Origin of the sequence: Erysipelothrix sp. HDW6B, from assembly GCF_011301115.1 — a bacterium.
GTDB classification, from domain to species: Bacteria; Bacillota_I; Bacilli_A; order Erysipelotrichales; family Erysipelotrichaceae; genus Erysipelothrix; species Erysipelothrix anatis.
In genome coordinates, this window is the sequence record NZ_CP049860.1 from 1206012 (window position 1) to 1218732 (window position 12721).

The following is a 12721-nucleotide window of genomic DNA, read 5'->3' on the forward strand; positions in this document are numbered from 1 at the left end:
AGCTATAATTTATAAGGAAACGGGGCTTTTATGAACGGAATAATTTGTATTAACAAACCAGAAGCGATGACATCTTTTGATGTTGTTGCAAAAATACGTCGATACACACGTGCAAAAGTTGGACACAGTGGCACACTTGATCCAATGGCGACGGGTGTTTTAGTATTGGCATTAAATCAAGGAACAAAGGCGTTGCCCTACCTTGGAATTGAAGATAAAACCTATCATGCAAAGATAAAATTTGGGTTAAGGACTCATACTGGAGATATTTGGGGTGATACTGAGGAAGAAGGGGCTCTTGTACCTTATGATGAGGCCCAACTTAAGGCGGTAGTTACAGCTTTAATAGGGAAACAGAACCAACGCGTTCCCAAAGTATCGGCGAAGAAAATTGATGGGAAACGATCCTACGATTATATTTTAGAAGGCAAAGAGGTCAAGCAGTTATATGCTGATGTCGAAGTCTATGCAATTGATGTGCTTCATTTTGATGCAGAGGGCGTTGAATTTATAGCGCATGTATCGAGTGGCACGTATATCCGTACGCTATGTGAAGATATCGCAACCGGTTTAGGAATGATCGGGGCAATGTCTTACTTACAACGGACACAAGTTGGTCGCTTTACATTGGAAGATTGCATTGAATTGGATGCATTGGACACGTTGGTTGATAAATTGATACCTACAAAAGAAGCAATTCAGTTGCCAAAAATTGAAAATGAACGCATGATACACTTTGTTAAGAATGGAAAGACACTGAAATTGGACATCCCCGAGGACCGTGTACTCGTGGATGCAGGCGAGTATTACGCCGTCTATGAACGGATTGATGAAACGACGTTCAAATCAGTGAGAGGATTATGGTAATGAAACAAACAATAATTAAAGATCATATGACATTAAACACATTTGGTAATGAAATAGCAGCTACGATTGGATATTTTGATGGCCTTCATTTAGGACACCAAAGTTTAATCAATGAGACAATTCGAGTTGCGAAAGAACGTAACCTCGAATCAGCGATTATTACATTTGATCCAGATCCGTGGACCGTGGTCAATGATAAACACAAAGTAAATCATATAACACCTATGAAAGAAAAAGTCAGAGTCGCACAGTCGCTAGGGATTGACCATTTGATCATTATAAATTTTACGAAAGATACCTCGAAATTGTCACCGATGGAATTTATAGAGGCTTATTTGGTGTCAATGAATGTTCGTGCATTAATTGTAGGTGCTGATTTTAAATTTGGATTCCGAGGTCAAGGTAATGTGGCATTCTTAAAAGAACACGCCCATTATTTCTTCGATACATTGATTCATGAGCTAGATTTAACCAACGAAAAAAAGATTGGTACTACGATGATAACGCAAGCATTATTGCGTGGTGATGTCAAAACAGCATCTGAGCTATTGGGACGTGATTATGTTATCAGTGGGTTTGTCGTGGATGGCCGTAAACAAGGTCGTAAAATTGGGTTCCCAACGGCTAATATGGACATTGTCGACGAATATGTCATACCAGCTGAAGGTGTATATGCTGGCTTAGTTGAAGTGCAAGGTGAAATCTTTAAAGCAATGCTAAGTATTGGTCACAATCCAACCTTCAACAGTACAGAACGTTTGTCTGTTGAGACGCATATTCTGGACTTTGATCGTGATATCTATGGTGAACTCATCAAACATACGTTTGTTGAACATCTTCGTGGACAGGTCAAATTTGATTCTGTTGAAGCACTTGTCGAACAGATGAAAGAAGACGAACGAAAAACACGAACTGTTTTAGCAGATAAATTGTAAAAATGACTCGTGATTGTGCAACATTGTTGTTACAATCACGAGTTTTCTTAAAACTAAGAATCGTTTCCGGTTCTTACTTAATAAATGCCATACATTTACCTTAAAAAGATGGATTCTCAATTAAAATCTGTTACGCTTTAACAAAGGGGAATGATTATGACTGTAAGTAAACGAACCGCAGTTGCGAATTTTAAAAGAGATCTCATTGATGCCGTAACTACAAGTGTAAAAACACTGTTAGATTCGGAAATCGATATTATTTTTAACGCACTCGCATTGGAGGCAAATCTTGAGACACTGGAAATTACAGTGTCTATGAACACGGAGTTTGATTTTCATCGGAAACGACGCTACTATGAACGAAATAGTGAGGAAACGGTCTCAATTGTTGATTTGCGATATTCAATTCGAGACTGGAACTATCAGGCAATTGCAGTTATTCAACCGATGCCCGACAATCTCTATGAAGCATATTATGCAAAGAAACCCGAAAGCTACTTGGAATTGCTTACGAATACCTTGTTAGAATTTGAAGAATCTGAGTGTTTCATAAAGATTCCAAAAGATTCGACATTCCTCACGCTTGCGATGGGAACAGAAGAAACAATTGATGCTTCATTTATGCGTTATGCAGCACTAAAAACTAAACGAGAAGCTCGGCTTAATATCTAAATTTCGAGAAAGCACAGATGTGCTTTTTTTGTTGAAGACGCTACGAAATTGTCGAAATCTCTAGAAAGAGAAAGAGACACTAAATAATTAATCGACTGCCTTTTGTTTCTTAAATATTTCTGTTATAATAGCCGTAGTAGGTGATAAATATGGCAAATGAATATGTATTAATTCAAGAAAAAAATGACGGATTTGGTCAAATTGCAGTATCAAATAACGTTTTTAATCACATTGTTGCAATTACAGTTGCTGAAAACAAACACATCTTCTTCGAAGATGGTACAGGAAAAAAATCACTTTCTGTAAGCAATGCGAATGGACACGTTAATATTGATGTCAAAGTCCGAGTTCAGTACGGTCAAGATGTCGAACGCGTAGTTCGAGCATTACAAGATGAATTACGTCGTAACATTGAAATGATGGTTGACTTCAGCAGTGTTACAATCAACGTTAATGTCGTCGGATTTAAGTTTAATTAAGAAGCAGATATCTGCTTCTTTTAGTGTGGAGGTTTTATGACGAAGAGTCGTAGTGTTGAGAGACAAGATGCAATGCGTGCAGTGTATATTCACTTAGTACGTGATCAAGCAATCGAGGAAGTATTGGAAGATAACGCCTTTATTTCAAATGTAAGTGACTTTATTCCCAAATTTGAGTTTGGTGAAGAAATGCTTGAAGTCATTCATCGTGCTGTTGCACGAAAAGAGATTTATGGCTTAGCTTTAAATCAATACTTAAATAACTGGAAGTTTGATCGTCTTGGTTATATCGAACAAGCGATTATGCTTATTGCTGCAGCTGAGTTAGAACTCGGAATTCAAGCAAAAGTTGTTGTCTTAGATGAGGCAGTGCGTTTAGCAAAAGAATTTGCAGACCAAGACTCATACAAATTTATAAACGGAGTATTAGACGCAATATGATGCCAAAAGAGAAGGTCATTACGGTTTCAGAATTTGTTAATGAACTCAAAGGTGTTATTCAGAAACATCCGTCTTTTAAGAATGTCGCATTGGTAGGAGAGCTTTCAAACTTTAAAGCTCACCACAGTGGGCATTTTTATTTTTCTCTGAAGGATGCAAAAAGTAGAGTTTCGTGTGTTATGTTTCGCAGCAAATCTAGTATGGTTAAATTTAAACCTAAAGATGGGGATAAAGTTGTCATCCACGGATCTATTGATGTCTTTGAGTCGACAGGATCTGTCCAGATCTATGTCGAGCGCATGAACTTGGATGGACTGGGTGATTTATTCATTCAGTTTGAAGCTTTGAAGAAAGAGTACTTGGAGAAGGGGTATTTTGCTGTAGAGCATAAAAAACCGATACCGAAGTACCCGCATAATCTTGGGGTTATCGTTGGTGAAGGAAGTGCTGCTGCTGCGGATATTGCGCGAACACTGCATGAACGATGGCCTGTTGCTCAGGTTCATGTTCTCTATGCGTTTGTTCAAGGGGAATATGCGGTGGACAGTATCGTTAAGCAAATTGCTTATGCAAACACCTTAAATCTCGACACTATAATTCTTGCTCGTGGGGGTGGATCAATAGAAGATTTGTGGTCATTTAATGAACCCAAAGTGGTGGAGGCTGTCTATAACTCGAAAACACCGATTATTTCAGGAGTAGGGCATGAAAGTGATGTCACCTTGGTTGATTATGTTTCAGACTATCGGGCTGCGACACCGACCGCTGCTGCAGTTCATGCAACACCCAATACTAAAGATTTAGTCGAAAATTTACGAGATTATAAAAATGCATACTATAAGTCTGTTCGCAATAAATTAAGACAAAACCAACAAGTTTATCAAACGATTATGTCACAACACTATTTGCAAGACCCTTTACGTTTTATTGAAATGAAACAACAATACTTGGATTATCATCAGAACAAAGTGACACATCAAATTTACCGATTTGATACGATTAAACAAACACTTCAACAACAAATTCATGGTTATGAGAAAATGTTAAATCTTAAATTTCAAGAAAGTAAAGGACACATAAAGATATTCGAGAGTGAATTCTACTACAACGTCGAACAACGCATTCGACAGGATGATGTCCGCCGAAAACAATTTGATCAAAGTTTGATGTTTTCAGTTAGTGGAATTCAACGTAAAATACCACAATTTTACACAATCACAGAAGAGACTGATGTGGCTTTAAAACGGCGTATTGAACGATTAATCAACTTGAAAGCCAGTCAGTTTGGCGATATAATAAAAACAATAAGCAACAATAATCCGGTTGCGAAATTAGAAACAATTTATGCAAAAGGATTTGCTCGTGTAAGCATGGATTCAAAACCCATTACATCCATAAAGAATGTGGAGGAAGGGGATGCATTAACCATCGCTGTAAAAGATGGTGTAATTCAGGCGACAGTGAGTGGAAAGGACCCAGTATGAGTGAAACGTTTAATTTTGAAGCAGCAATGAAACGATTGGCAGAGATTGCAACTTTGCTTGAAAAAGACGATTTGTCATTAGACAATGCCATCGCACTGTTTGATGAAGGGTTACAATTATCAAAACAGTGTCAGACCCGCTTAACCCAATACGAAACAACAGTTAAAGAGCTTGTTCAGAAGCACCAAGGAGAATAACATGAATTTAATGATCGAAAGCCGTTTACGAGAGCTAGTCCAAGAATATGGAAATACGACAGTTCAAGATGCAATGTCCTACTCACTGCTGAGTGGGGGTAAGCGCGTTCGACCACGCCTTTTGTTGAGTCTACTTGCTGATTATGGTGTTGATTTATATCAAGGATTAAATCAGGCATGTGCTCTTGAAATGATTCATACGTACTCGCTTGTACATGATGACTTACCAGCTATGGATAACGATGATTTCCGCCGTTTTAAACCAACGAATCATAAAGTATACGGTGAAGGAATGGCAATTCTTGCAGGAGATGGTTTACTTACTGCAGCCTTTACGACACTTGCCAAAGCAGATACCGTCAGCGCCGCGATTCAAATGAAAACTGTTGAAATTTTAGCTCGTAATGCCGGTGCACACGGCATGATTTTAGGGCAAGAGCTTGATATTGTTGATAACATTGATTCCGTCGAAGCACTTATCCAATGCTATGAAATGAAAACAGGATGTTTGTTTGCTGCTGCTTTAGAAATGGCAGTTGTTATTGCAGGGAAAGATGACTTGCAAGATACTGCGCGTACCCTGGGTTTGAAACTTGGCGTCGCATTTCAATATCAGGATGATATTTTAGAAGTAACGAAGACAAGTGACGAAATTGGGAAGAGCCATCTTAGCGATGGTGAACGTGAAAAGAGTACTATTGTAACGTTATTAGGTTTAAAACGTGCTCAAAACGCAACAGAAGGCCTATTTAAAGAAATCAAAGTGCTGTTGGATCGTCTTGATTTAAATGGCACAGAACTACAAAAACTCATTGAAGAAATGATCGCACGCGATCTTTAGGAGACAGTCTTGTTTAATCAATTTAAGAATTCGAATGCAATTCGTGATCTTAAACCAGCAGAGCTTGATGCACTAACTGATGAAATCGCAACATTTTTAGCTCAAGAGACACGATTTGATGTCGAAACAATCATAAAAAATATCAATGTCCTCGAGACAACACTTGCTTTGCATAAGGTATTTGACCTAAACAAAGATCGTGTTGTTTTTGATGGTGGGCAACAAGTTATGACCCATAAAATTTTGACGGGTCGTGCACAGGACCTTGCGTTGCGTACCAACATTCCATTAACGTTGGACGCTACCAATCCTTTTGACGCATATACAGGTGGTGATATTGGAGAGGGACTTGGTGTCGGACTTGCATATGCACTAGATGCTCCACAAAACCATACAATCGTTGTAATCGATGACCATGCACTAAATTATGGACTAACCTATGAAACGTTGGTTCAAATAAGTAAAGAAAAACCGAATATCATTATTGTGATGATTGATGAACAACAATCGTTACTGCGTCACTATACGTCAATGAATACATTCGTAAAAAGTATTCGAATTAGTAAAACATATACCGGTTTAAAGAAAGATATGAAGACTGTTTTGGATTCCAATCCAATTTCACGTCCCATTTTAAACACGTTGGTACGCGTTCGAGATGCCTTGAAAGAGACGGTTCTTGAACCTACAATCTTTACGCAATTTGGAATTGATTATCATGGTCCAATTGATGGACAAAACATCAGTGATTTAGTTCGTGTTTTTGAGATGGCGAAAACAATGAAAGGTCCAAATCTTATTCATGTTCAAACGCGCCTTCGTAAAAAACAACGTCGCAAGTTAGAATTTCCCAATTTTAAACTGGATGATGCAACACCAGACAATTATAAAACCTATCATGAGATTTTTGACTCTACGCTTGTAGGGATTCGTGATCCTAAATTGATGCTGCTTGTAGACGCACTTAATTTTGGAGATTACTTTAGTGAATTCGCTGAAGCATACCCAAACAATTATGTCGTGACATCTGGTAGCACTGAATCATTAGTTACAATGGCTGCTGGATATGTTCGGATGGGATATCGTGTCGTAGTAGCACTATCCTCACAACGTGTGTTAGAGGTACAAAGTCACATCAACAATCAATTCAAACTTTCCGAATTACCGTTGACACTCCTTATTCGCGGTACGGGACTAAATTCAACAGGTAACCGTTTTGAGCAAGGGGTTTATGATATTGGTGCTTTAGAACACCTCGCAAACGTTTATATGCCTAAAGACCTTAACGAGGCCAGTGGTTTGTTGAACAAAATTTTACAAAAACCAGGAATTAATGCGATTCGATATCAAAATGATGCAGAAAAACACATGCCACAATTGCTTGATTTGGATGCCATTTGGGAAATAGCGCACCCTTTTGATGTTTCTAGTGAAGGGGTCATCTTAACATTTGGAACCTCGATTCAAGATTTTATCAAAAAAATAGAAGCTAACGCACTAAATGTTGGTGTAGTAAATACACGAAATTTATCAAGTGTTGATTCCGAATTGCTTCAAAAAATTGCGGAGTTTCATCACAAAATTCTTATTTATAATATAGAAGATATTCACAACGAGTTATACTATCACATTTTACGTCACTGCTATGAACAAAAACTTGATTTAGAAATTCATTGTGTTGATTTAAGAGGTCTCGAGCTAACAGCTGGATCTAAAGAACTTAAACGTGCACATCATTTACATATTGATGATGCAATTCGATTACTAATAGAAGGGAAATAACTATGCTCCAACATCTTGCTATTAAAAATTATATCCTCATTCAAGATATCTCCGTAGACTTATCTGATAATTTCAACGTGTTTACTGGTGAAACTGGATCAGGAAAATCCATGCTTGTCGATGCTTTGAATTTTGCATTTGGACAGCGAAGCAGTGCAAGTATTGTTGGAAAGTATGATGATGTTTCTCGTGTAGAAGTGATTTTTACAGTCGCTGATAATCATCCAGTAATTCCTTATCTTGAGGAAATAGGGTTTGATGTCGACCCTAGCGATCCAATCATCATTTCCCGTGATATGAATCGTGATGGGAAGAGTAATGCTCGTATCAATCACCGAATTGTAACAGCTTCACTATTACGTGAATTAGCAGGATACCTCATTGATATTCACTCTCAACATGAAACTCAAAGTTTGCTTAATAGTAAACAACACTTAAACCTACTTGATCGATTTGCTTCAATACAAGAGGCTCTTGAAACATATACTCATCTGTATCAAACGTATAAAGATGCCCAACGAGATTTAGAAACGTTTGAATCCAGTGATATTTCGCCGGACGAGATTGAGCGTGCTGAAGCAATGTTACGTGAACTGGAGAAATTCAAACCAAGTGTGGATGACTATACAAGTTTGACTGAAAACCTTGAAACGATGTCAAATTTCGAACGATACCAAACTATTTATAGTGATATGCTTGAGATATTCAAGCAAAATGATGCACTTGCGCGTCTTTATGATGGTTTATCGTTATACGAAGAGCTTAATAACGATACACTGGGTGAAAAATATCGCGAAGCATATTTTCTACTCGAAGATGTCCGAGATACCGTCCAGGCACTTAGTCATGAACTGCAATTCGATCCATATGAATTTGATACATATCAATCACGCATGTACCAGTATCAACAATACTTTCGTAAATTTGGCGATGTTGAGGGTATTTTAGCGGTTATGGAAACCTATGATGCATTGCTACATCGTGCAAAACACTTTGATGAAATCCGTGAAGACTTTCAGAACATCCGTGATGTTGCACTTGATGCAGCGACAGAATCGGCCAAGTCATTAAGTGTAAAGCGTCGCGATGCTGCAGTTGAACTGGAGAAGGCTGTGGAAGTTCAATTGCATGATCTGATGCTCGAACATGCGCGTTTTGAAGTCAAATTTTCAAGTGTAAACTTAAATCAAAATGGTCATGATAATGTACAATTCTATGTCAGTATGAATAAAGGTGAGGATTTAGCCCCACTCGACAAAGTCGCGAGTGGAGGGGAGTTGTCACGCCTAATGCTCGGTCTTAAAGTCATTTTCAGTCGTGTTCAACATATTGATACAATCGTCTTTGATGAAATCGATACTGGTGTTTCAGGACGTGTTGGAATGCGAATTGGACAAAAAATGAAGGACCTTTCAAAGGAAGCACAAGTACTGACAATTACTCACTTGAGCTCAGTGGCTGCACATGCGCACCAACATTACAAAATATCCAAATCTCAAGAAGATGAAGCTACCATGACATCTATTGATCAGCTAACACCTGAAGAGCAAGTGGAACAACTTGCATTAATCATGAGCGGATCTGTATCCAGCGCGTCACTGCTTGCAGCACAAGAATTATTAAAAGAAGGGCAATCGTTTTAATGGCTAATGTAATTTTTCATATTGATATCAATGCATTTTTTGCAAGTGCACATGTTATTACCGATCCATCCTTGATTGGAAAACCTGTTGTGGTTTGTTCGAATCACCGTGGATCTGTAATTACAACTGCTTCCTATGAAGCACGACAATTCGGAATTCAATCTGCAATGCCCTTAAGTCACGCAAAACGTTTATGCCAAGACTTAGTTGTAGTGGAGATTGATTTTGACTTGTACAATGACCTGTCCCGACGTTTTATGGATATAATACGGAGTTATTCTACAAAATTACAACAAGCAAGCATTGATGAGTGTTATGTTGATGTTACCGATGTAATTAGGAACTATCCCAAACCATTGGATCTTGCAGTCGAAATTCAACAACGTGTTTTAAAAGAACTCAAATTGCCGATTTCTATCGGTGTTGCTCCAAATAAGTTTTTAGCAAAAATGGCGAGTGATATGCAGAAACCCAATGGTATTACTGTGCTGCGAATTCGTGAAATTGACAAGTTCTTGTGGCCATTGCCAATCAACGAGATGCATGGGATTGGAAAGAAAACTGTACCGAAGTTAATTGCTTATGGAATTCATACTATCAAGGATTTAGCGCAAACAGATCCAAATTCGATTCGCCACATACTCGGAAATAACGCACAAAGTTTTGTGGAAAAGGCAAATGGTCGCGATAATTCAAAGATCGAAACCGATACCTCAGCAAAGTCAGTCGGACAATCAAAAACTTTCACAACACCAATGGTCGACTTGGATGAAATTCAACATGCAATCCGTCATGAAATTGAACAGATGACACTACGCATGAAAAGCTATGATTTAGTAGGGAAAACACTAACGTTTGCAATTCGAATGGCTGATTACAAAACTGCTGCACGGTCCATAACCCTTGAAAACTATACAGATGACAGGCATTTAATTTATGAACGTGTGATGGACCTATATGAAGAATTCGATAGCATGGATGGTGTTACTTTCATATCCGTATCAATGTCAAACCTCGTAACGCTTGAAGACAAGATAGAACAACTCAATCTCTTTGATGATTTGAAAGAACCAACAATTAATGACATTATTTCCCGCTTGAACAAAGAACTAAATATTGATGCATTTAAACGAACCAGCACACTTATAAAGAAATAGAGGAGGTGGGATGATATGAAAAAATATCTCAATGACTTCAATCATTTCATTCAATTTATTGATCCCAAATCCGAATTAACCGTTAAATCGTATCTTACCGATGTACGTGATTATATAGAATTTCTTGAATCTCAAGACATTCGAACACCTGAAATGATTGAATATAGACATATAACATCCTATATGGCGTCCATTCAGTCTCGTTATGCACCAGCAACACTTCAGCACAAAGTAGTAAGCATTCGACAATTTCATCAGTACCTTGTTAAAACGAATGTGACACAACACGATCCCACACAATATATGAACCTAAAAAACCAGGGACAAAGGCTCCCATACATTGCCGAAAATGAGGCAATTGTGACGTTATTATCCTTTGCCCGAAAGACGCCCAAAGATACATTTGACTATGCATTACTTATAATCATGTATCGGTGCGGTCTTCGAGTCAGTGAGTGTACCAATTTAACCTTTAGCAATTACTATCCACAAGAAAAACTTTTGAGAATCGTAGGTAAAGGGAACAAGCAACGGGTGATTCCGATGACACAAGATGTACAAGAAGCATTGGATACCTATATTCAATTAGTTAGGCCAGTATGGCTTGTAAGTTCTAGTGAATATATATTTGTTGGTTCAAAAGGTAACCAAGTTACACGACAATACATTCACAATATGATAAAATTAAGAAGTAAGGAAATGAATTTAAGTACTGCTATTTCCGCCCATACTTTAAGACATGCATTTGCTACAAGCATTCTTGATGTTGGTGTAGATTTACGGGTGATTCAAGAGCTTTTGGGACACCAGGATATCCGCACAACTCAAATTTATACGCACGTATCAAAAGATGCACTCAAGAAAGAGTATGATCAGTTTTTGGTCGGTACATTTGCTAATAAAGGAGGCAATACAGATGAAGAAATATAATCGTATAATTACCATAGTTATGGATTCAGTCGGAGCAGGTGCTGCTCATGATGCTGAAAAATTTGGTGACTTAGGTTCCGATACACTTGGTCATATCGCAGAGCGTATGAATGGCCTTAATATGCCAAATATGGAAAAACTAGGACTTGGAAATTTACATAAAATTCAAGGTGTAAACCCTGTTGATCATCCTGCAGCTTACTATACAAAAATGATTGAAGCTTCAAACGGAAAAGATACAATGACAGGTCACTGGGAAATGATGGGACTTAATATTCAAAATCCATTCATTACGTTTACCGAAACTGGTTTCCCTAAAGAACTTTTAGATGAACTTGAAGCACGTACTGGTTATGGAATCATTGGTAATAAGTCAGCAAGTGGAACAGAGATTCTCGACGAACTTGGTGAAGAACACATGGCTACTAAGAAAATGATTGTTTATACATCAGCAGACTCCGTACTCCAAATTGCTGCTCACGAAGAAGTTTTTGGATTGGATGAGTTGTATCGTGTATGCGAGATTGCTCGTGAATTAACCATGAAAGACGAATGGAAAGTAGGGCGTGTCATCGCAAGACCATTTGTTGGACCTCGTAAAGGTGAATTTGCACGTACATCCAACCGTCATGATTACGCGCTAAAACCATTTGGCAAGACAGCACTCGATTCCTTGAAAGCAATTGGAAAAGATGTAATCAGTGTAGGGAAAATTGTTGATATTTTCGATAATGAAGGTATTACAGAGTCATTCCGCACTAAGAGCAATTCTCATGGAATGGAAGAAACAATTCGTATCGTTAAAGATGTTGATTTTAATGGATTCTTATTTGTTAACTTAGTTGATTTCGATGCATTGTACGGACACCGTCGTAATCCAATTGGCTACGGTGAAGCTCTTGAAACGTTCGATAAAGAACTCGGTCAATTATTACCATTCATTAAAGAGGATGACTTACTCATCATCACTGCTGACCATGGTAACGACCCAATTCATCATGGAACCGATCATACACGTGAGGAAGTTCCAGTACTTTACTACTCACCATCATTTGAGGGTAGTGGCATGCTTCCCAAAAATGAAACGTTTGCGGACCTTGGTGCAACAGTAGCCGATAACTTCGGTGCAGAACCAACAGCAAATGGCCACTCCGTACTTTCACTACTCAAATAGTTTAAAACCGCGAAAGCGGTTTTTTATTAGTCTTATTAATAATTAATCAAATTGCTAAGTAGTTCATCGACTTCGGATATATTTAAGTTACATAATATACATTATGCGAAGTAACTAAT

The 12721-nt window shown here is 38.1% G+C and carries 13 protein-coding genes; all 13 read left to right on the forward strand.

Annotation, left to right across the window (positions count from 1 at the left end; translation table 11 throughout):
- Nucleotides 1-30: 30 nt before the first annotated feature.
- The 13 genes from truB to deoB all read left to right on the forward strand — a co-directional run bounded on the left by truB (nt 31) and on the right by deoB (nt 12602).
- Nucleotides 31-867: a tRNA pseudouridine(55) synthase TruB gene (truB, locus tag G7061_RS05955; protein ID WP_166082716.1), complete on the forward strand. Its 837-nt coding sequence runs from the start codon at nt 31-33 to the stop codon at nt 865-867.
- Nucleotides 867-1802: a bifunctional riboflavin kinase/FAD synthetase gene (locus G7061_RS05960; protein ID WP_159641295.1), complete on the forward strand. Its 936-nt coding sequence runs from the start codon at nt 867-869 to the stop codon at nt 1800-1802. Before truB ends, G7061_RS05960 begins: the two co-directional genes overlap by 1 nt.
- 156 nt (nt 1803-1958) lie before the next feature.
- Nucleotides 1959-2474 carry a DUF4303 domain-containing protein gene (locus tag G7061_RS05965; protein WP_159636289.1) on the forward strand — a complete coding sequence of 172 codons (516 nt, stop codon included), beginning with the start codon at nt 1959-1961 and terminating at the stop codon, nt 2472-2474.
- A 149-nt stretch (nt 2475-2623) separates the two neighbouring features.
- A complete protein-coding gene (locus tag G7061_RS05970) occupies nt 2624-2953 on the forward strand; it encodes an Asp23/Gls24 family envelope stress response protein (RefSeq protein WP_159636287.1) in 330 nt (109 codons plus the stop codon).
- 36 nt (nt 2954-2989) lie between these two features.
- The gene (locus tag G7061_RS05975; protein WP_159636285.1) at nt 2990-3394 is read left to right on the forward strand and encodes a transcription antitermination protein NusB; all 405 of its coding nucleotides are present in this window, start codon (nt 2990-2992) and stop codon (nt 3392-3394) included.
- Nucleotides 3391-4878, forward strand: a complete 1488-nt coding sequence (gene xseA / locus G7061_RS05980) for an exodeoxyribonuclease VII large subunit (protein WP_240914407.1) — start codon at nt 3391-3393, stop codon at nt 4876-4878. The genes G7061_RS05975 and xseA overlap by 4 nt, the downstream gene beginning before the upstream one ends.
- Complete coding sequence (xseB, locus tag G7061_RS05985; RefSeq protein WP_159636283.1) at nt 4875-5075, forward strand: exodeoxyribonuclease VII small subunit; 201 nt, start codon at nt 4875-4877, stop codon at nt 5073-5075. Before xseA ends, xseB begins: the two co-directional genes overlap by 4 nt.
- Nucleotide 5076: 1 nt before the next feature.
- Complete coding sequence (locus G7061_RS05990; protein ID WP_159641289.1) at nt 5077-5916, forward strand: polyprenyl synthetase family protein; 840 nt, start codon at nt 5077-5079, stop codon at nt 5914-5916.
- Nucleotides 5917-5925: 9 nt separating this feature from the next.
- Entirely contained in the window at nt 5926-7698 is a 1773-nt protein-coding gene (locus tag G7061_RS05995; RefSeq protein WP_166119676.1) for a 1-deoxy-D-xylulose-5-phosphate synthase N-terminal domain-containing protein, read from the forward strand.
- 2 nt (nt 7699-7700) lie between these two features.
- Entirely contained in the window at nt 7701-9341 is a 1641-nt protein-coding gene (gene recN / locus G7061_RS06000) for a DNA repair protein RecN (protein ID WP_166119679.1), read from the forward strand.
- Complete coding sequence (gene dinB / locus G7061_RS06005; protein WP_166119683.1) at nt 9341-10498, forward strand: DNA polymerase IV; 1158 nt, start codon at nt 9341-9343, stop codon at nt 10496-10498. Before recN ends, dinB begins: the two co-directional genes overlap by 1 nt.
- A 15-nt stretch (nt 10499-10513) precedes the next feature.
- Nucleotides 10514-11428, forward strand: coding sequence for a tyrosine-type recombinase/integrase (locus tag G7061_RS06010; RefSeq protein ID WP_166119687.1), 915 nt, complete (start codon nt 10514-10516; stop codon nt 11426-11428).
- Nucleotides 11415-12602 (forward strand): phosphopentomutase, encoded by a 1188-nt coding sequence (gene deoB, locus G7061_RS06015; RefSeq protein ID WP_159636260.1) that lies wholly within the window; start codon nt 11415-11417, stop codon nt 12600-12602. The genes G7061_RS06010 and deoB overlap by 14 nt, the downstream gene beginning before the upstream one ends.
- Nucleotides 12603-12721 lie beyond the last annotated feature (119 nt).